The 20076-nt window shown below is 72.8% G+C and carries 18 protein-coding genes; 14 read left to right on the forward strand and 4 right to left on the reverse strand.

The genetic code is table 11. The annotated features are described in order from the left end of the window. Positions 1-58 precede the first annotated feature (58 nt). The 5 genes from FS641_RS17310 to FS641_RS17330 all read left to right on the forward strand — a co-directional run bounded on the left by FS641_RS17310 (position 59) and on the right by FS641_RS17330 (position 6679). On the forward strand, positions 59-1321 hold the full coding sequence (locus FS641_RS17310; protein ID WP_144766149.1) for an ABC transporter substrate-binding protein: 1263 nt from the start codon (positions 59-61) through the stop codon (positions 1319-1321). Beyond that, the gene (locus tag FS641_RS17315) at positions 1318-2277 is read left to right on the forward strand and encodes a carbohydrate ABC transporter permease (RefSeq protein ID WP_222122126.1); all 960 of its coding nucleotides are present in this window, start codon (positions 1318-1320) and stop codon (positions 2275-2277) included. The genes FS641_RS17310 and FS641_RS17315 overlap by 4 nt, the downstream gene beginning before the upstream one ends. Then, positions 2267-3187 carry a carbohydrate ABC transporter permease gene (locus FS641_RS17320; protein ID WP_222122127.1) on the forward strand — a complete coding sequence of 307 codons (921 nt, stop codon included), beginning with the start codon at positions 2267-2269 and terminating at the stop codon, positions 3185-3187. The genes FS641_RS17315 and FS641_RS17320 overlap by 11 nt, the downstream gene beginning before the upstream one ends. Continuing rightward, complete coding sequence (locus FS641_RS17325) at positions 3184-4524, forward strand: family 1 glycosylhydrolase (protein WP_144766151.1); 1341 nt, start codon at positions 3184-3186, stop codon at positions 4522-4524. The genes FS641_RS17320 and FS641_RS17325 overlap by 4 nt, the downstream gene beginning before the upstream one ends. A gap of 67 nt (positions 4525-4591) precedes the next feature. Then, positions 4592-6679: a glycosyltransferase family 39 protein gene (locus FS641_RS17330; protein WP_144766153.1), complete on the forward strand. Its 2088-nt coding sequence runs from the start codon at positions 4592-4594 to the stop codon at positions 6677-6679. A 3-nt stretch (positions 6680-6682) separates the two neighbouring features. On the opposite strand, the gene FS641_RS17335 is transcribed toward FS641_RS17330, so the two are convergent. Beyond that, the gene (locus FS641_RS17335) at positions 6683-7405 is read right to left on the reverse strand and encodes a VIT1/CCC1 transporter family protein (RefSeq protein WP_144766155.1); all 723 of its coding nucleotides are present in this window, start codon (positions 7403-7405) and stop codon (positions 6683-6685) included. Between the two features lie 226 nt (positions 7406-7631). On the opposite strand from FS641_RS17335, the gene FS641_RS17340 reads away from it, so the two are divergent. Continuing rightward, positions 7632-9143 carry an MFS transporter gene (locus tag FS641_RS17340; protein WP_313957808.1) on the forward strand — a complete coding sequence of 504 codons (1512 nt, stop codon included), beginning with the start codon at positions 7632-7634 and terminating at the stop codon, positions 9141-9143. Beyond that, a complete protein-coding gene (locus tag FS641_RS17345; protein WP_260855910.1) occupies positions 9136-10110 on the forward strand; it encodes an alpha/beta hydrolase in 975 nt (324 codons plus the stop codon). Before FS641_RS17340 ends, FS641_RS17345 begins: the two co-directional genes overlap by 8 nt. 251 nt (positions 10111-10361) lie before the next feature. Here the strand turns inward: FS641_RS17345 and FS641_RS17350 are convergent, their stop codons facing one another. Further along, positions 10362-11012, reverse strand: a complete 651-nt coding sequence (locus tag FS641_RS17350; protein WP_144766157.1) for an NAD(P)-dependent oxidoreductase — start codon at positions 11010-11012, stop codon at positions 10362-10364. A gap of 62 nt (positions 11013-11074) precedes the next feature. Between FS641_RS17350 and FS641_RS17355 the strand changes: the two genes are divergently transcribed. Together FS641_RS17355 and FS641_RS17360 are read left to right on the forward strand one after the other, a co-directional pair. Then, positions 11075-11674 carry a TetR/AcrR family transcriptional regulator gene (locus FS641_RS17355; protein ID WP_144766159.1) on the forward strand — a complete coding sequence of 200 codons (600 nt, stop codon included), beginning with the start codon at positions 11075-11077 and terminating at the stop codon, positions 11672-11674. Positions 11675-11749: 75 nt separating this feature from the next. Beyond that, positions 11750-12082 carry a hypothetical protein gene (locus tag FS641_RS17360; RefSeq protein ID WP_144766161.1) on the forward strand — a complete coding sequence of 111 codons (333 nt, stop codon included), beginning with the start codon at positions 11750-11752 and terminating at the stop codon, positions 12080-12082. Here FS641_RS17360 and xylB read toward each other — a convergent pair. Both xylB and xylA read right to left on the reverse strand, forming a co-directional pair. Next, on the reverse strand, positions 12055-13524 hold the full coding sequence (gene xylB / locus FS641_RS17365; protein ID WP_144766164.1) for a xylulokinase: 1470 nt from the start codon (positions 13522-13524) through the stop codon (positions 12055-12057). The genes FS641_RS17360 and xylB overlap by 28 nt on opposite strands. Continuing rightward, positions 13521-14711 carry a xylose isomerase gene (gene xylA, locus FS641_RS17370; RefSeq protein ID WP_144766166.1) on the reverse strand — a complete coding sequence of 397 codons (1191 nt, stop codon included), beginning with the start codon at positions 14709-14711 and terminating at the stop codon, positions 13521-13523. Before xylA ends, xylB begins: the two co-directional genes overlap by 4 nt. A 110-nt stretch (positions 14712-14821) precedes the next feature. On the opposite strand from xylA, the gene FS641_RS17375 reads away from it, so the two are divergent. Genes FS641_RS17375 through FS641_RS17395 form a run of 5 tightly spaced genes read left to right on the forward strand, consistent with a single transcriptional unit; the run spans position 14822 to position 20073 of the window. After that, positions 14822-16003, forward strand: coding sequence for a Gfo/Idh/MocA family protein (locus FS641_RS17375; protein ID WP_260855911.1), 1182 nt, complete (start codon positions 14822-14824; stop codon positions 16001-16003). 47 nt (positions 16004-16050) lie between these two features. Then, positions 16051-16740 (forward strand): ThuA domain-containing protein, encoded by a 690-nt coding sequence (locus FS641_RS18290; protein WP_144766168.1) that lies wholly within the window; start codon positions 16051-16053, stop codon positions 16738-16740. After that, a complete protein-coding gene (locus tag FS641_RS17385; protein ID WP_260855912.1) occupies positions 16737-17837 on the forward strand; it encodes a Gfo/Idh/MocA family protein in 1101 nt (366 codons plus the stop codon). Before FS641_RS18290 ends, FS641_RS17385 begins: the two co-directional genes overlap by 4 nt. Next, positions 17834-19030 (forward strand): ROK family transcriptional regulator, encoded by a 1197-nt coding sequence (locus FS641_RS17390; RefSeq protein WP_260855913.1) that lies wholly within the window; start codon positions 17834-17836, stop codon positions 19028-19030. The genes FS641_RS17385 and FS641_RS17390 overlap by 4 nt, the downstream gene beginning before the upstream one ends. Then, positions 19027-20073, forward strand: coding sequence for an NAD(P)-dependent alcohol dehydrogenase (locus FS641_RS17395; protein WP_144766174.1), 1047 nt, complete (start codon positions 19027-19029; stop codon positions 20071-20073). The genes FS641_RS17390 and FS641_RS17395 overlap by 4 nt, the downstream gene beginning before the upstream one ends. Positions 20074-20076: the final 3 nt, after the last annotated feature.

The raw sequence follows: 20076 nt of genomic DNA on the forward strand, positions 1-20076 counted from the left end.
GACCGGACCCCCGCCCGGTCTCCTCGGCGAGCACAGCAGCGCAAAGGAGCGTTCCCCGATGAAGCACGCACGCACCACCCTCGCGATCGGCGCGATCGCGGCCGTGGCGGCCCTCACCCTCAGCGGGTGTTCCGCCGGCGGCAACGCCAGCACCGACGGTCCGGCCACCCTCAAGGTCTGGACCGGGTTCACCGGCGGCGACCGCCCCGGCTACGCCACGATCGTCAAGGACTTCGAGAAGTCCCACCCCGACATCAAGGTCGACATGACCGTGCAGCCGTGGGACACCATCCAGCAGAAGCTGCCGTCCGCCTGGCTCACCGGTCAGGGGCCGGACGTCGCCGCGGTCAGCTCCGACCCGAACGCGGTCGCCCAGTACGTCAAGACGAACTCGGTCCTGCCCATCACGATGACCGGCAGCGGCAGCAGCAAGATCAACACGTCCGAGTTCGCCCCGGGGACCGTCAAGGAGTTCACCTACGACGGCAAGCTCTACGGCGTCCCGGCGAACTTCGCCACGCTGAGCCTGTACTACAACAAGAAGCTCTTCCAGGCGGCGGGGATCGCGAACCCGCCGTCGACCGTCGCCGAGATGGCCGCGGACGCGAAGAAGCTGACGAGCGGTGGCACGTACGGCATCGCCCTCGCCGACAACCAGACGATCCAGATGTGGCCCGTGCTGCAGTGGCTCGAGGGCGGCGACATCGTCAACAGCGGGAACTGCAGCGTCGTCCAGACGAGCGCCGGGCAGCAGTCCCTGAAGACCTGGGCGGACCTGGTGTCGAACGACAAGGTCAGCCCGGTCGGCCTCACCGGCGCCGAGGCCGACTCGCTGTTCTCGGCGGGCAAGGCCGCGATGGAGATCAACGGTCCGTGGGCCGCACCGGGCTACACGTCGGCCGGCATCGACCTCGGCATCGCCACGATCCCGACGGGCGTCGACGGCAAGTCGACCACGCTCGGCTCGATCGCCCCGCTGTCGATCTCCGCGAAGACGAAGTACCCGAAGCAGGCGCAGGAGTTCCTGGCCTACTGGACGTCGAAGACCGCGCAGCAGAAGTTCTCGCTGCAGACCGGCTTCCCGCCGCTCCGCACCGACCTGTCGGACGACGCGAAGCTCAAGGCCGACCCGACGGTGTCGGTGTTCGCCAGCCAGGTCGGCAACTCGCGCCTGTACCTGCCGCACGTGCCGAACGCCACGAAGGTCGACTCCGACGGCTACGTCCCCCTCATCGGTGACGTCACGCGCGGCAAGTCCATCGCGGACGCCACCAAGAGCGCCGGTCAGACGATCGACGGTCTCACCGGTTGCAGCAAGTGACCGACCAGCTCACCGGTCCGGTCCCGTCGCGCACGGTGCGCGACGGGGCCGCCCCGCGGTCTGGCCTGGAGGCCGGGCCCACCCGCCGCCGTCGGCACCGGTTCCAGCCGGCCTGGCTCTTCATGGCGCCGTCCCTGCTCATCCTGGGTGCGTTCGTCGTCTTCCCGATCCTGCGGTCGCTCTGGTACTCGTTCTTCGACTGGACGGTCGGCGCGACCTCGCAACCGTTCGTCGGCATCGGGAACTACGTGAAGCTGTTCCACGACGGGCAGTTCTGGAACGCGCTCGGCATCACCCTCGAGTACACGGTCGCGTCGGTCGTGCTCCTCGTCGTGCTCGGGTTCGTCGCGGCGCTGCTGCTGCAACGCGAGACGCTGGCGAACCGCATCGTCCGGTCGGTCTTCTTCTTCCCGACGATCGTGTCGCTCGTCACGATCGGCCTCGTCTGGAAGTTCCTGCTCGATCCGGACATCGGGCTCGTCGGCGGCATCACGACGATGCTCGGACTGCCCAGCGTCGCGTGGCTGCAGTCGACCTCGCTCGCACTGCCGACGATCGTCTTCGTGTCGGTCTGGAAGAGCATCGGTTTCGCCATGATCCTGTTCGTCGCCGGCCTCAAGGGCGTGCCGGCCGAACGGTACGAGGCCGCTCAGCTCGACGGTGCCACCCGCTGGCAGACGGTCTGGCAGATCACCCTGCCGAGCATCCGCCCGACCATGCTCTTCACGTCGATGATCCTGACGATCCAGTCGTTCCAGGTGTTCGACCTCGTGTACGTGATGACCGGCGGAGGCCCCGTCTTCCACACGGACACGCTCGTGAACCTGCTCTACCGCGACGGGTTCGTCAACTACCAGACCGGCTACGCGTCGGCCATCTCCTGGGTCCTCTTCGTGATCATCATGCTCATCTCCCTCCTGCAGCTCCGACTCTTCCGCTACGACGATGTCGACTGACGCCGCGACCCGGCGACCGCCCCTGGCGGAGCCGACCCGTGCCTCCCGGCCGGATCGCACCACCCGGCCCACGCGACACGGGCGACGGAACGGCACCGCGCGGACCGCGTCCGTCCTGAAGTGGGTGTACCTCGGCATCGGTCTCGTGTTCGCACTCGTGCCGTTCATCTGGATGGTGAGCGGATCGTTCCGCTCCGAGGCCGACCTGTTCGGCCATCCGGCGAGCCTCTTCCCGACGAGTGTCACGCTGCACGGCTACGTCGGCGTCTGGCAGCAGCTGCCGTTCCTGCGCCTGCTGCTGAACTCGTTCGTCTTCACCGTCGTGACCACGGTGCTGACGCTGTTCTTCGACTCGATGTGCGCCTACGCCCTCGCGCGGATGCGGTTCGCCGGCCGGAACGTGGCGTTCGTGCTGGTCATCGCGACGCTCATGGTGCCGTTCCAGGTGACGCTCATCCCGGTGTTCGTCGAGCTGTTCCACCTGGGCTGGCTGAACACGTACCAGGGGCTCATCATCCCGCGCGCGACCAGCGCGTTCGGCATCTTCCTGTTCCGGCAGTTCTTCATCGACATCCCCGTGGAGCTCGACGAGGCCGCCAGGATCGACGGCGCCGGACACTGGCGGATCTACTGGCAGGTGATCCTGCCGCTCGCGAAGCCCGCCATCGCCACCGTCGCCGTGCTGAACGGCATGGCCCTCTGGAACGACCTGCTCTGGCCGCTCGTCGTGACGACCTCGAACGACATGCTGACGCTCCCCGCCGGCCTGACGCTGTTCGGCGGCGCCCACGTCACCGACCACGCGGTACTGCTCGCCGGCGCCGTGATCTCGCTCGTGCCGATCGCCGTCGGGTTCTTCTTCGCGCAGAAGTACTTCGTGGCCGGCGTCGCCACGACGGGGCTGAAGTGAGCGAGCCGCTCCGGACCGGACCGGACGTCGCGCCGCACGTCCGGGCGTTCGCCGCAGGGACGTTCACGTTCGTGGCCGGCATCGAGGACACGTGCGTGTACCCGCCCGCGCAGTTCGCCATGGCTCCGCTCGACGAGCACGAGCTGACCGGACACGACGTGACCTGGCGGGAGGACCTCGACACGGTGGCCGCGCTCGGCGCCACCGCCCTGCGCTACGGGGTGGACTGGCCGCGGGTGCACGTGGCCCCCGGGGTGTTCGACTGGGCGGTCCTCGACGCCCGTCTGGCCCATGCTGCCTCGCTCGGCCTGACCGTCATCGCGGACCTGGTGCACTACGGCACGCCGACCTGGCTCGAGGGGTCGTTCGCCGACCCGGGGTACCCAGCCGCGGTGGCCTCGTTCGCCGGTGCCTTCGCCAGCAGGTACGCCGGGACGGTCGACCACGTCACCCCGCTCAACGAGCCGATCACCACGGCGTCCTTCGCGGGCCTCCGCGGTGTCTGGCCGCCGGCCCTGCACGGCTGGGAGGGGTGGACGCGCGTGGTGCTCGGCATCGCCGCCGGGTTCCAGCACGCGGTCACCGCCGTCCGTTCGGCGAACGCCGACGCGGTGGTCGTGCACGTCGAGGCGTCGTCGCTCGTCAGCGCGGCACCGGCGTCGCCGGGACTGGTGGCCGAGGCTTCGATGCTCGAGGGCCTCGGGTTCCTGCCGACCGACCTCGTGCTCGGCCGTGTCGACGCCGGACACCCGTGGCACGCCTGGCTGCTGGCGCACGGCGCGTCGGCAGCGACGCTGGACGAGCTCGTCGACGGCGCGGTCACGATCGACCTGCTCGGCGTGAACTACTACCCCGACCTGACACCGCGGCGACTCGAGGACGGGCCCGACGGCACGGTGCAGCACGCGTACGACCGATGGACCGAGGGGCTCGTGGAGTCCCTCACCCGGTTCGGGGCGCGGTACGGGCTGCCGATGGTCGTGACCGAGACGTCGATCGAGGGCAGCGACGCCGTCCGGTCGGCATGGGTCGCCGAGTCCGTCGCGGCGGTGCGGGCACTCGCGGACGCCGGCGTCGACGTCCGAGGGTGGACGTGGTGGCCGGTGTTCGACTTCGTCGACTGGTCGTACGCGTCCGGTGGTCGGAACGTCGAGGAGTTCGCCGTCGCCGCGGACGTCCTGGCCGAGCGCGCGGGCTCAGCGCGGAAGACGCCGTACCTGCGGCGGATGGGGCTCGTCCGGCTCGAGGAACAGCCGGACGGGACGCTGACCAGGGTCCCGACCGCCGCGGCGTCGGCGTACCGCAACGCCGCGGGGGACCCGGGGAGCGCCGCCTGAACGGACCGGAGGGAGCGGCCGCCGACTTCACCGGCTGACTCACCGGATCCGGCGCGACAGTTCCTGCATGACCCGGATCGACGGCTTCGGCAGGACCACGGCGCGCTGGACGCACCAGCCCGGACGCGAGCGCGCGGTGCTCGCGGCGATCATCGTCCTCGGAGCCGTCCTGACCAGCTGGAACCTGGCCCGCGGTGGTGACTCCGAGTTCTACGCCGCCGCGGCACGGTCGATGTCCGAGTCGTGGCCCGCGTTCCTCAGCGGGGCGTTCGACCCCGGCGCCACCGTGACCCTCGACAAGCTCGCCGGGTTCGCGGTGCCCCAGGCGCTGAGCGTGCGGCTGTTCGGCTTCTCGACGGCGTCGCTCGCCCTGCCCCAGGTCCTCGAGGGCGTCGTCACCGTCTGGGCGGTGTCCCTGGTCGGTCTGCGGTGGGTCGGGTCCCGCGTGGGGCTCGTCGCCGCTGCCCTGGCCGCCGCGACCCCGATCTTCGTGTCGATGTTCGGCCACCCGATGGAGGACGGCCTGCTCACGATGGCGCTCGCCGTCGCCCTGGTGTGGTGGCAGCGCGCCGCGCTCGCGGGGACCTGGTGGCCGCTCCTCCTCGCCGGTCTGGCGGTGGGCGTCGGGTTCCAGGCGAAGATGCTGCAGGCCTGGCTCGTCCTGCCCGCGCTCGTCGTCGGCACGCTGGTGGCCGCCGGCGCGGCACCCGCCGGGCACACCGGGAGCGCCGGGAGCGCCGGGAGCGCCGCGCGACGGTGGCGTCGCGGGCTCGCGCACGCCGCGGTGCTCCTGGTGTCGGCGGTGGTGGCGTCGCTGGCGTGGTCCGTCGTGCTGGAGCTCCTGCCCGCGACGGCCCGTCCGTACATCGACGGCTCCACCGACGACGACGTCTTCGCGATGGTCTTCGGGTACAACGGTGTCGACCGCTTCCTGCCCGGCGCCTGGCCCGGCGCGGTGGGTGCGCTCGGTGCCGTCGGGCACGCCGCCGCCCACGTCGTCGGCGGCGCGGCTCGCCACTTCGGCGGCGGCCAGCAGGGTGGGCGCGACCTGTTGCAGCTGTTCGGCCCGCGCTACGCCCCGCAGGTGGGTTGGTCGTGGCCCGCGGCACTCACCGGGATCGGTGTCGGCACCGTCCGCTGGTGGCGGGACCGCGCCCACCGGGAGGCCCGCCCCGCCGCCGCCACGCTCCTCACCGTGGTCGTCTGGCTGGCCACCGCCGTGGTGGTGCTGTCCGTCCTGCGGCTCCCGCACACCGCCTACGTCGCCGCGGTGGGCGTCCAGCTCGCCGTGCTCGCCGGCGTCGGGTGGTGGGGCGCGGCGCGCTGCGTCACCGCGGCGGACCGTCGGCTCCTCACGGTCCCGGTCGGACTGCTCGTGGTGCAGGGTGCGTGGTGGACGTGGCTCGCCGTGTCGGGCGACGAGCCGGTGCTCCTCGGCAGCCTGGCGGTCGGACTCACGCTCGTCGCGCTCGTCGCGGTGCTCGTGGTCGGTGGCCGGACCGGTTCCCCCTCGTGGCCGGGCGGTGGGGTCCGTGGCCGTCGGGTGGCGGCCGGGCTGCTCGTGGCGGCGGTCGTCGCCGGGCCGGCGTGCTTCTCGCTGCAGGCGCTCGACGCCGCGCGGGACGGCAGCGGCGGCGACGCCTCGGTCGGACGCGCGGCGGGTTCGCAGTTCGGCGGCCGGGCGTTCGGCCTGCGGAGCGCGGTGCCCGAGACGTTCCACGTGTCGGCGCCGGACGTCGTGGGTGGCCACGTGCGGCTCTCCGCCGACGAGGCCGCGCTGGTCGCCGACGCGCAGCGGGACGGCGGCGGACGTGACGGCGGCCCGCTGTTCCTCGACGACTCGTGGCGGATCTCCGCGGACGTGATCGAGACGACCGGCGACGAGGTCCTCACCGACGGCGGCTTCTCCGGCCAGGTCGCGGTGTTCACCACCGCCGGTGTCGAGGCCCTCGTGCACAGCGGTCGGACGCGGCTCCTGGTGGTGGCGTCCAGCGCTCGTGCCCACGACCCGGTGCGCCAGGCGGCCGCCGACCTCGGCTGCACGGTCGTGCACCGGTGGGGGAGCACCATGTCCGGGTCCGGCGTCCGCGGTGGCTCGGGCGCCCGCGGCTTCGGCGCTCCGGCGTCGTTCGCCCTGGAACGGTGCAGCGCCTGAGGATCAGATCCCGTGCGCACCCAGCAGGGTGCCGGCGACCCACGTCGCCGTGAGCGCAGCGGCGCCACCGATGACCACGCGGAGGGCGGCCCGGCCTCGCGGGGCACCGCCGAGCACCGCGCCCGTGGTGCCCGTCGCCGCCAGCGCGAGCAGGACGGCGACGACGATCACGGCGACCCGCACCGACTCCGGCACCAGCAGCGTGGCGAGGAACGGCAGCAGGCCGCCGACGGTGAACGTCGCGGCGGACACCCAGGCCGCGCGCCAGGGGCTCACCACGTCGTCCTCGGCCGCCTGCTCCTCGGCGGCGATCCAGCGCTCGCGGACCTCGGGGCGCCCGAGCTCGTCGGCGATCGTCCTGGCCGTGTCCTCGGAGACGCCGATCGCCCGGTAGGCGGCGGCGATGTCGTCGGACTGCGCCGCGTCGGTCGCGCGCCGTGCCGCGCGAGCGGTCTGCCCGGTGCGCTGGGCGTCCCGCGCACCGCTCACCGAGACGTACTCGCCGAGGGCCATCGACACGGCACCACCGACGAGTGCTGCCCCACCCGCTGCGAGGACCGGGCCCACGGACGCGCCCGCGCCGGCCACGCCGACGACGACCGCGGCGACGGACACGATGCCGTCGTTCGCGCCGAGCAACCCGGCGCGCAACCAGTTCAACCGTGCCGCTGACGTGGACTCGGCGGCTTCGACACTCGGGAGTGCGGGGACGGAGATGGTGGCCATGGACCAAGGAAAGCACTCGAGGGACGAGTCCGCCAGCCAGGAAAGGCTGCCCTGACCTGGGGTTTGTCAGGGTAGGCTCACCTCACTCGCCCTTGCCGACTGGACGACGCCCTGGACTTCGGCTACCGTTCCCACCACTGAGGGAAAAACGCGCACCGCTCGTCCGGTGCACGAGGACACGTGGCCCACCCGGGTCGCCACTTCACCACCGTGAAGGAGTCCTCCCGTGTCCACCAGTCCCTCCGGCGTCGCCGCGCCCCCGGCCCGGCCACCCCGCCTGCGTGACGCCGGCATCGCCCTCGCCGGCCTGTCCGCCGTGTTCCTGTTCGAGATGCTCGACAACTCGGTGCTGAACGTCGCGCTGCCCACCATCGGCCGTGACCTGCACGCCTCCACGACCGGCCTGCAGTGGGTGACCAGCGCCTACTCCGTCGCCTTCGGTGGCCTCATGCTGCTCTTCGGTGCCGTCGCCGACCGGTTCGGACGCAAGCGCGTGATGCTCCTCGGGCTCGTGCTGCTCGCCCTCGCCAGCGCTGCCACGGCGTTCGTCGACTCAACCGCCGCCCTCATCGCCGTCCGGGTGCTCATGGGCGTCGCCGCCGCGATGACGACCCCTGGATCGATGGCGCTCGCGTTCCGGCTCTTCGCCGCCGAGGACCTGCGTGTCCGCGCCCTCACCGTCATCTCCACCGCCGGCCTCGTCGGCCTCGCCGTCGGGCCCACCGTCGGCGGGCTCGTCCTCGCGGTCGCACCGTGGCAGGTCCTGCTGCTCGCTGACGTCCCCGTCGCACTGCTCGCGCTCGTCGGCATCGCCGTCGGCGTGCCGGCGGACCGTGCGTCGGACCTGCGGCCCGACCCCGTCGACGTGAGCGGCGCGCTGCTCGGCACCGCCGCCGTGGTGGGCATCCTGCTCACCCCGACCGTCGTCGTGGAGGCGGGCGCAGCCTCCCGGGAGGCGCTGGTCGCGTCGGTCGCGACCCTCGCCGCCGTCGTCGGCTTCGTCCTCCGCGTCACCACCGCCCGGCACCCCGTCCTCGACCTGCGCACGGTCGCGCGCCCGCTCGTCGCGAGCGGGCTGGCACACAAGGCGGCCTCCGGGCTCGCCGTCGCCGGCCTGTCCTACCTGGTGACCCTGCAGCTGCAGTTCGCGTGGGGCTGGCCGCCCGCGCTCGCCGCCGTCGGGATGCTGCCGCAGGTGGTCGTCCTGCTCGCCGGAGGCCGCTTCGTCGGGCCGCTGGTCCGGCGGCTCGGGCTCGGTCGTGCCGCCTGGACGAGCGCCACCGCCGTCGTGCTCGGGCTCGCCGTGTTCGGGGCGCTGAGCCGCTTCGGGTACGGGTGGGTCGTCGTCGCCCTGGTGCTCGTCGCCGCGGGGATGCGCGTCGTCGGCGTCGTAGCCGGGACCAGCGTGCTGACCGGGCTGCCCGAGGACCGCACGTCGGTCGGTGCGGCGCTCGTGGACACCGCGAGCGAACTCGCGAGCGGCGTCGGAGTCGCCGTCACGGGGACCGTCGTCGCGGCGCTCGTCGCCGGGAGCATCACCTCGGCGCGGTTCGCCGGGACGCAGCTGGTGCGGTTCCAGGACGCGATGACCGTCTCCGGGCTCGGCCTGGCCGTCCTCGCGGCGCTGTTCGTCGTGGCCGGACTCGTCCTCGGCCGCGGAGCCGATCGTCCCTCGACCAGCACCAGCACCACCACCACCACCGTCCCCGTCACCGACCAGGAGGCCACCCGTGCCTGAGACCACCGCGACCGCCCGCCCGCCGTTCGACCCCGAGTACGAGCCGTTCCTGCAGGCGCTGCACGCACGCGGCCCGATGGTCCTGACGCCGGAGATGCTCCCCGCGATGCGCGCCCTCGACACCACCGAGGCGGACCTCGACGCCGTCCTGCACGCGAAGGGCCTCGAACGGCGCAGCATCACCGTGCCGGGACACCGGGGCGACCCGATCCGACTCGCGGTCGTGCAGCACGTCGGGCGCACGGGTACCGCCGCGTGCGCGTACTCGATGCACGGCGGCGGCATGGTCTTCGGCCACCACCTCGGCAACCTCGACTCCTTCGACGAGTGGCTCTTCCCCGAGGACGTGGTCCTCGTCAGCGTGGACTACCGCCTGGCGCCCGAGCACCCGGACCCGTACCCCGTGGAGGACTGCTACGCGGGCCTGGTGTGGGTCGCCGAGCACGCCGACGAGCTCGGGATCGACCCCGAGCGGCTGTTCCTGGTCGGGCAGAGCGCCGGGGGAGGCCTCGCCGCCGGCACCGCACTGCTCGCACGCGACCGGGGTGGGCCCGCGCTGTGCGGCCTGGTGCTCGTCAGCCCGATGCTCGACGACCGCCTGGACACCGTGTCCGCGCACCAGTTCGACGGCGTCGGGGTCGCCGACCGTGCACTGTGCCGGTTCGGGTGGGACGCCTACCTCGGCGACCGGCGTGGCACCGCCGCGGTGTCCGCCGCGGCTGCCCCGGCCCGTGCGGAGGACCTCACCGGCCTGCCGAGGACGTACGTCGACTGTGGCAGCGCGGAGGTGTTCCGCGATGAGACGGTCGCGTTCGCCAGCCGACTCTGGGCCGCCGGCGTGCCGACGGAGCTGCACGTGTGGCCGGGCGCCTTCCACGGCTTCACGAGCATGGCGCCGCGGTCCCGGCTGGCTCGTGCGGCGACCGGGGCGCTCGCGGCGTGGACGGCGGACCTGCTCGGGCGGTGACGCTCGGGTGCGGGCGGGCGGGCGCCTGCCGACTCGGGCGGTGACGCGACCCGCCTACCGACTCGGAACGACACGGTCGCTGTCGTACGACGTCGACGTTGTCGTTCTCGGCGTGCGGCGGAACTTGCACGCGCAACGAGCGACACGGTCGCTGTCGTACGACATCGGCGTTGTCGTTCCGAGTCGGCACCGCGCGACACCCGCCGCACCCCGCGACGCACCCCGCCGCCCCGCCGCACCCCGCGGGCGGCTCAGGCGCGGGCGTACCGGCTCGGGTCGCAGGTGTGCACCGCGGCGTCGTCGAGCACGGTGCGCAGCGTGTAGTCCGCGCAGTCCCGGAAGGTCCCGATGCTGATCGCCCGGGACGACCGCTCCAGGACGCCCTTCGACGGCCCGTCGGAACCGATGCCGGCGCGGTGCACCATCCACTCGATGTCGTCCGCCTCGTCGGTGAGGTAGCGCATCACCGCCTCGTTGTCGCGGTGCTGCCCCAGGTAGGAGCGGGCGATCGTGGCGCGGACGAGCCGGAGCGGCAGTGGCAGCGGTCGGCCCGGCGCCGCGCTGAAACCGCCAGCCTGGTACAGGAACCGCTTGACCCCGTGCCGCCGCATCGCCGGGACGAGCTGTCGCACGAACTCGGTGTTGATCATCCGGTCCTGCTGGGCGGTCACGTCGCCGAGCATGGCGACGACCGCGTCCACCCCCGACAGCAGGGCGTCGAGGTCGGGGCTTTCCGTGACTGATCCCCGGACGACCTCAAGGTCCGGGTGGTGCTCGGTGAACTTGGCGGGGGTGCGGGCGAGGGCGCGGACGCGGTGCCCCTGCTCGAGTGCGATCCGGACGAAGTGCTGGCCGGTCTGGCCGGTGCCGCCGAACACCAGGAATGTCTGTGAGGAGGTCATGACGCCAATCTAGGCGCTGCCTACAAAGTAGTCAATGACTAGTCCGGATCTAGGATGGGGACATGACCGATCGGCCCTTCCACCACGGGAACCTCCGGGCCGTCCTGCTCGAGGAGGCCGAGGCGGTGCTCCGGCAGGACGGCGTCGACGGCCTCTCCCTCCGCGACCTCGCCCGCCGAGCCGGGGTCAGTCACGGGGCGCCGCGGAGTCACTTCGCCGACCGGCAGGCACTGCTCGACGCGCTCGCCGAACGGGGCTTCGCCCGGCTGACGACCACGGTGCAGCGGGCGCTCGCCCACGACGAGCCCCTCCGTGCACAGTTCGACCGGGTCGCGCACGCCTACGTCGACTTCGCGGTGGACGACGCCGCGCTCATGGAGCTCATGTTCCAGGCGAAGACCGCCGCTGCCTCCGCGGCGGTCGGGGAGGCGGCGACCCGGCTCTTCGGCACGCTCGACGCCGCCATGGGCCCGGCCGACCCCGACGACGGCACGGGCGCGCGGGAGCGGTTCACGCTGCTCTTCGCCGCGTCGATGCAGGGCATCGCGGCCCTGGTCGCCAGTGGCCGGGTCCCGCGAGCGCGGGCTGACGCCCTCGTCGACGACGCCATGGAGGCGATGCTCACCTCCGACCTCGGCGCTCGCGCGGTCACCCGACACTGAGCAGCCCGCGGAGTTCCGTGACGAATCACGTCCTCGACACGTCTGTACGAGTGGAGACCGACGACCGAGGGATGCATGGACCACGAGCACGACGCCGTCAGCGGGCAGCCCGCCCACGATCCGCAGCATCGGCGCGGGTGCCGCAGCACCTTCGACCGGTGGCGCTGCGTGCTGCCGGCCGGCCACGAGGGGCTGCACCGCTCCGGTGACGACGGCGGGCGTGCCGAGTGGAACGACCGCGCCACCGGACGCTCCCTGCACAGCCGACCCGAGCCCGACGAGGGCGACGGGTCGGACGAGGGCGACCGGCCGGACGACGACGCCCCCGGTCCCCGACGATCGGGTACCGGGGGCGTGTCGACCGGGTCGCGGCCCGCTGATCAGGACGCGGCGACGGCGGCGCGGTAGCGCTCCAGCACCTCGGGGCGCGGATCCGCGGCGACGGTGGTCGTCGCGAGCGGCCAGTTCGGCAGTGCACCCGTGAGCGCCCACGCTGCCTGCCGTGCGGCGCCGGCCGCGACGTACTCACCCGGTTCCGGCAGCTGCACGTCACGCCCGAACACCTGCGCGGCGATCGTCCGGACGGCCTCGTTGCGCGCCGCACCACCGATGAGCAGCAGTCGCTCCACCGTGACGCCCGTCGCCTCGACGGCCGCGAGCCCGTCCGCGAGCGCACACAGCATGCCCTCGAACGCCGCACGGGCCAGGTGCTCCCGGTCCGTCGTCGCCGGGGTCATCCCGACCAGGGACGCCGTGGCGTCCGGGCGGTTCGGAGTGCGCTCACCGACGAAGTAGGGAACCAGGACGAGACCGTCCGCGCCGGCGGGCGCAGCCGTCGCCAGCTCGCCGAGCTCGCCGTGGTCGACGCCGAGCAGGCCGCCGATCACCTCGAGCACGCGCGCCGCGTTGAGCGTCGTGACGATCGGGAGGCGCGCCCCCGTCGCGTCCGCGAAGCCCGCCACGGTCCCGCTCGGGTCCGCGAGCGCGGTGTCGGTCACGCCGAAGACGGTCCCGCTGGTCCCGAGGGACACCGCGACGTCACCGGAGCCGAGACCCAGGCCGAGCGCGGCACCGGCGTTGTCGCCGGTCCCGGCACCGACGACGAGTCCCTGCGGAGCGACGGCGCCACCCGGCAGGGTGACGTCGGCCTCGAGCGTGCTCATCGCGGCGTCGGGAGCGACGACGCGGGGCACGACGACGGCGTCCGACGACCCGTCACCGGCGACGCGCATCGGCCGGCCGAGCGCGAGCTCGAACAGCTCGGTGTCGTACTCCCGGCGCGCCGGGTCCCAGTACGCGGTGCCGCTGGCGTCGGAGCCGTCGGTCGCCAGCGCGTCGAGGTCCGGTCCGAGCGGGCTCTCGTCCGCGGGGCCGAAGCCGCGCAGCCGCCACGACAACCAGTCGTGGGGGAGTGCGACCGCCGCCACGCGGGCCGCGTGCTCCGGCTCCGCGTCGCGGAGCCAGCGCAGCTTCGTCCCGGTGAACGAGGCCACCGGGACGAGTCCCGTGCGGGCGACCCATGCCTCCTGGCCGAGTTCGGCGACCATCTGTGCGGCCGCGTCGGCGCTGCGGACGTCGTTCCAGAGCAGGGCGTCGCGGACGACGCGCCCCTCGGCGTCGAGCGTGACCATGCCGTGCTGCTGGCCGGCGATCGCGATCGCGGCGACGTCGTCGAGACCGCCGGCGTCAGCGATCGCGGCACCGAGCGCGTCCCACCAGTGACGGGGGTCGACCGACGTGCCGTCCGGGTGGGAGGCGCGTCCCTCCCGGACGACCGCACCGGTCGCCGCGTCACGGACGGTGACCTTGCAGGACTGGGTCGACGAGTCGACCCCGGCGACGAGGCTCAACGAGCGCCCATCAGGTGCTCGACGGCCAGCTGCTGCAGCCGGACGAAGCCGAAGCCCTTGCCGCCGAAGTACGCGTCGGCGTCGAAGTCCTCGAACGCGGAACGGTCGGCGAGGAACGCGTCGTAGGTCTCGCCCTCGTCGAGCGTCGGCGTGGAGAGCTCGTCGACCTTGGCGGCCTCGAGTGCTGCCTGGACCTCGGGGTCGGCGCGGAACGCCTGCGCGCGCTCCTTGAGGAGCAGGTACATGCGCATGTTCGCCGCGGCCGAGTCCCAGACGCCGGAGATGTCCTCGGTGCGGCTCGGCTTGTAGTCGAAGTGCCGGGGACCGTCGTACGCGACGCCACCCTGCGGCGCACCGTGCTCGAGCAGGTCGACGAGGGAGAATGCGTTCTGCAGGTCGCCGTGACCGAACACCAGGTCCTGGTCGTACTTGATGCCGCGCTGCCCGTTGAGGTCGATGTGGAAGAGCTTGCCGGAGTACAGCGCCTGCGCGATGCCGGCGGTGAAGTTCAGCCCGGCCATCTGCTCGTGGCCGACCTCGGGGTTCACGCCGAACAGCTCGGGACGCTCGAGCGTGTCGATGAAGGCGATCGCGTGGCCGAGCGTCGGCAGCAGGATGTCGCCGCGGGGCTCGTTCGGCTTCGGCTCGATGGCGAAGCGGATGTCGTAGCCCTTGTCCGTGACGTACTGCGCGAGCAGGTCGACGGACTCCTTGTAGCGGGAGAGCGCCGCCTGCACGTCCTTGGCGGCGTCGTACTCGGCGCCCTCGCGGCCACCCCACATGACGAACGTCTTCGCGCCGAGCTCGGCGGCGAGGTCGACGTTGCGGAAGACCTTGCGGAGGGCGAACCGGCGCACCTGGCGGTCGTTCGAGGTGAAGCCGCCGTCCTTGAAGACCGGGGCGGAGAACAGGTTCGTCGTGACCATCGGCACGACGATGCCCGTCGACTCGAGGGCGCCCTTGAGGCGGTCGATCTGGGTCTGTCGCTCCGCGTCGGTCGAGCCGAACGCGAAGAGGTCGTCGTCGTGGAAGGTCAGGCCGTAGGCGCCGAGCTCGTCGAGCTTCTCGACCGCCTCGACCACGTCGAGCTGGGGGCGGGTGGGGCCACCGAAGGGGTCCGAGCCGTTGTAGCCGATGGTCCAGAGACCGAAGGAGAACTTGTCTGCACGGGTGGGCGTCGCTGCCATGGGAATCACCGTTCGTCGTCGAAACAAAATGTTGCCGCGCCCAACATAAACGGTAGGGTTGGTCATGGCAAGGTGGTACCGGCAAGTGGTCTTCGCAAGGGAGCGGACACATGGCAGCACAGCGACTCCGGGTCGCGATGGTGGGACACGGCTTCATGGGGGCCGCGCACTCCCAGGCGTGGCGCACCGTCGCCCGGTTCTTCCCCCTGGCGGTCGAGCCGGAGATGGCGGTGGTCGTCGGCCGGGATGCAGCGCGGACCGAGGCCGCCCGCCAGCACCTCGGCTGGGAGCGCGCCGCCACCGACTGGCGCGCCGTCGTCGAGGACCCCGACATCGACGTCGTCGACGTCTGCGCACCGGGCTCCTCGCACGTCGAGATCGCGATCGCCGCGCTCCGGGCCGGCAAGCACGTGCTCTGCGAGAAGCCGCTCGCGAACTCGGTCGCCGACGCCGAGGCGATGACCGCGGCCGCAGCCGAGGCCGCCACGCACGGCGTCCGGGCGATGGTCGGCTTCAGCTACCGCCGGGTGCCCGCGATCGCGCAGGCGCGGGCGCTCGTGCAGGCGGGCCGGATCGGCACCGTGCGGCAGGTGCGCGCGCTCTACCTGCAGGACTGGCTCGCCGACGAGGACGGCCCGATGACCTGGCGCCTCGACCGCGAGCAGGCCGGTTCCGGTTCGCTCGGGGACATCGGCGCGCACGCCGTCGACCTCGTCGAACACATCACCGGGGCGACCCTCACGAGCGTCTCCGGCACGCTCGAGACCTTCGTCCGTGAGCGGCCGCTCCTGGCGGAGGGCGTCGGGCTGTCCGGCACCGCTTCGACCGAGCGTGGTCAGGTCACCGTCGACGACGCCGCCTGGTTCCTCGGCCGGCTCACCGGTGGCACCGCGGACGGCGCCGTCGGCTCGTTCGAGGCGACCCGGTACGCCACCGGTCGGAAGAACGGTCTGACGATCGAGCTGAGCGGCTCCCGCGGCGCGATCCGGTTCGACCTCGAGGCGATGAACGAGCTCCAGGTGCACGACGCCACGGCTCCGGCCGGCGAGCAGGGCTTCACGCGCGTGCTCGTCACCGAGCCGGAGCACCCGTACATGGCGGCGTGGTGGCCCACCGGGCACCTCATCGGGTACGAGCACACGTTCACCCACGAGGTCGCGGACTTCGTCACGGCCATCACCGACGGTGCGGATCCCGAACCGTCCTTCACCGAGGGGCTGCACGTGCAGCGCGTGCTCGACGCCGTCGAACGCAGCGCCGCCGACGGCAGCAGCTGGACGGCGATCCCGTGACCGCCGGACCGACCGAAACGGACCAGCACGACAACCGAGAGGAACCCATGCGTCAGGCGCTCGTCGTCCGCGGTGGCTGGGACGGGCACATGCCCGTCGAGACCACCGACCTGTTCATCCCGTTCCTGCGCGAGCAGGGGTTCACGGTCCGTGTCGAGGAGGGCACCGCGGTCTACGCGGACGCCGAGGCGATGGCGGACCTGGACCTGATCGTGCAGATCGTCACGATGTCCACCATCGCCGACGACGAGTTCGCGGGACTCTCGCGGGCCGTGCGCTCGGGGACGGGCCTCGCGGGGTGGCACGGCGGGATCGCCGACGCGTTCCGGAACTCCGCGGACTACCTGCACATGATCGGCGGCCAGTTCGCCCACCACGCGGGCAAGGCCCCGGCGGAACGGACGGGCGAGCAGTCCGACAACTACATCCCGTACACCGTGCACATCACCGACCTCGGTCGGGAGCACGAGATCACCCGGGGGATCGAGGACTTCGACCTCGTCACCGAGCAGTACTGGGTGCTCTCGGACGAGTACAACGACGTCCTCGCGACCACCACGCAGGAGGCCCGTGACTTCGACGCATGGAACCGACCAGTGACCGCGCCGGCGATCTGGACGCGGCAGTGGGGCCAGGGCCGGGTGTTCGTGTCCGCACCTGGCCACCGGCTCGAGGTCGTGGAGTCCCAGCCGCTGCGCACCGTCATCGAACGGGGGCTGCTGTGGGCAGCGCGGTGAGCGAGCGCCCGCTCCGGGTGGGAGTGGTCGGGGTCGGGAACATCAGCCAGCAGTACTTCGACCACCTGCCGGCGCTGCCGAACCTGGCCCTGACGGCGGTGGCCGACATCGACGTGGCCCGCGCCGAGTCGGTCGGTGCGGCACACGGGGTCCGCGGGGTCGGCGTGGACGAGCTCCTCGCCGCGGAGGACGTGGACGTGGTGGTGAACCTGACGATCCCGGCCGCACACGCCGAGGTCGCCACCCGAGCCCTGACCGCGGGCAAACACGTCTACGGCGAGAAACCCCTCGCCCTGACCATCGCCGAGGCGCGGCCGGTGCTCGAGCTCGCCGACCGGTCGGGCCTCCGCGTGGGCAGCGCCCCGGACACGGTCCTCGGCACCGGGATCCAGACCGCCCGCGCCGCGCTGGACGACGGCCTGATCGGGGAGCCGGTGGCCGCGGCGGTGTCGTGGAGTGCGCCAGGGCACGAGCTGTGGCACCCCGCGCCGGCGTTCTACTACCAGCCAGGTGGTGGCCCGCTGCTGGACATGGGCCCGTACTACCTCACCAGCCTGGTCACCTTCTTCGGTCCCGTCGCCCGGGTCAGCGGCGCCGCGACCCGGTCCACCCGCCAGCGCACCATCGCGACCGGTCCGGCCGCGGGCACGCCGATCCCGGTCGACGTGGACACCCACGTCACCGCGGTCCTGGAACACGTCTCCGGGGTGGTGTCGACGGTGACGGTGTCGTTCGAGGTGTGGGCGACGCGGGCGCCGCTGTTCGAGGTGACCGGCACCGCGGGGACCCTGGCCGTGCCGGACCCGAACCGGTTCTCGGACACCGTCGAGGTCGCCACCGCCGCGGACCGGACCTTCCGCGAGCTGCCGGTCACCGCCGGGTACGCCGACGCCGGTCGCGGGTACGGGCTGGCCGACATGGCCCACGCGATCGCCACCGACCGTCCCCACCGGGCGAGCGGCAGCCTCGCGTTCCACGTCCTCGAGGTGATGGAGGCCATCACCACCGCCGCCCACGCCCACGCCGTCGTCGAGGTCGGCTCGCGTGTGGAGCGGCCGGAACTCGTCCCGGCAGGAGCCCGGCCGGACTCGTGGTGAGCGTCACGCCGACCGGTGGCAACCGGAACCTCGTGCGCGTGCTCCGCCTGGTGCACGAGGACGGGCCGCTCACCCGCGCCGAGCTGACCCGCGCCACCGGGCTCAACCGCTCGACCACGCTCGCACTCGTCGGGGAACTCGTCGACCTGGGCCTGGCGTCGGAGACCGACGACGGCAGCGCCAACCGCGTCGGCCGACCGAGCCCGGTGGTGCGCGCCGCCGCCGACGTGGTCGCCGCGGCGGTGACGGTGGAGATCGACGCCGTGACGGCCGCGCTCGTCGGGCTGGACGGCAGCATCCGGCACCGGGTCACCGAGCACACCGACGACCGACCGTCCGCCCAGGACGCGGTCCGGATCGTGGCGCGGCTCCTCGAGGAGCTCGCGGACCGACCGTCTGCGGCAGTGCCGGTGGGCATCGGCGTCGCGATCCCCGGCACCGTCCGGGTCGAGGACGGGCTCGTGCGGTACGCCCCGCACCTCGGCTGGCACGACGAGGCCTTCGCCGAGCCCCTCGCCGCGGCCACCGGTCTGCCGGTCCGCGTGGCGAACGACGCGAACCTCGGCGCCTGGGCGGAACGGCTCTACGGCTCCGGCCGCGGCGTGACCGACCTCGTCTACCTCAACGGTGGCGCGAGCGGCATCGGCGGCGGGGTGATCAGCGCCGGACGACCGCTCAGCGGGGCCGACGGGTACGCCGGGGAGCTCGGACACACCTTCGTCGCCGACAACGGCATCCGCTGCCACTGCGGCGCGGTCGGGTGCCTGGAGACCGAGGCCTCCCGCGCCGCACTCGTCGCCGTCACGGGGGTGGCCGCGGACGACCTGCCGGCGCTCGCCGCGGCACTGGCGGACGGCGGTCCCGACGTCGAGCGCGTGGTGGACCGGCAGGTGGCCGCGCTGGCGACCGGGCTCCGGAACGCCATCCACACCGTGAACCCGGAGGTGGTCGTGCTCGGCGGGTTCCTCGGCGTGCTCCTCGGGCACGTCGGGGACCGCGTGCTCGACGCCGTCCGCGCGCAGTCGATGTCCGCGATGGTGGACCGCGTCCGCATCGTCCCCGCCGAGCTCGGCGCGGACGTCCTGCTCCGCGGTGCCGCCGAGATCGGCTTCCGCACGCTGCTCGACCACCCGACCCGGGCCCGCACCGCGGCCGCCCGACCATCCGAACGACAGAGAGCGAGTACTCCGTGACCACGGACCAGCAGACCCAGCGCGTGAGCGTCCTCCTCGGCCAGGACGACCTCGTCGTCGAGGACCGTCCGATCCCCGCCGTCGACCCGGGGGACGTGCTCGTCCGCGTCGCCGCCGTCGGCGTGTGCGGCTCCGACGTGCACTACTTCCGCCACGGACGCATCGGCGACTTCGTCGTCGAGTCGCCGCTCGTCCTCGGGCACGAGCTCTCCGGCACGGTGGTGGCGGTCGGCGACGGTGTCGACCCCGCCCGCGTGGGGGAGCGCGTCGCCGTCGAGCCGCAGCGCCCCTGCCACCGCTGCGCCCAGTGCCTCGCCGGCCGGTACAACCTGTGCCCGCACATGCGCTTCTACGCGACGCCGCCCGTCGACGGTGCCTTCGCGGGCTTCGTGACCATCGAGGCCGAGTTCGCCCACACCCTGCCCGACTCGGTGTCGTTCGAGGCCGGTGCGCTCCTCGAGCCGCTGTCGGTCGGGATCGCGGCCGTGCGCAAGGCCGGCATCGTGCCGGGCTCCTCGGTGCTCGTCGCCGGTGCGGGGCCGATCGGGATCATCTGCGCGCAGGCCGCCCGGGCGTTCGGCGCGACCCGGATCGTCGTCAGCGACCTCGTGCCGGAGCGTCGCACGCGGGCCCTGGAGTACGGCGCCACCGAGGTCGTCGACCCCACCGTGGTGTCCGTCGCGTCGGACATCGCCCCGGTCGACGCCTTCATCGACGCCAGTGGTGCGCCGCGGGCGGTCGCCGACGGGATCCGCGCGGTCGGCCCGGCCGGCGCAGCCGTGCTCGTCGGGCTCGGCAACGCCGAGATGACGCTGCCGGTCGAGCACATCCAGAACCTCGAGGTCACCGTGACCGGGATCTTCCGGTACACGAACACGTGGCCCGTCGCGATCGGGCTCGTCGCGTCCGGCCAGGTGGACCTCGATTCGCTCGTCACCGGTCGGTACGGCCTCGACGAGGTCCGCGAGGCGCTCGAGAGCGACACCGACCCGGAGTCGCTGAAGTCGGTCGTCTACCCGAACGGCGTACCAGAGGCGTCGTGACGC

The organism is Curtobacterium sp. 9128, assembly GCF_007673775.1.
Lineage (GTDB): Bacteria > Actinomycetota > Actinomycetes > Actinomycetales > Microbacteriaceae > Curtobacterium.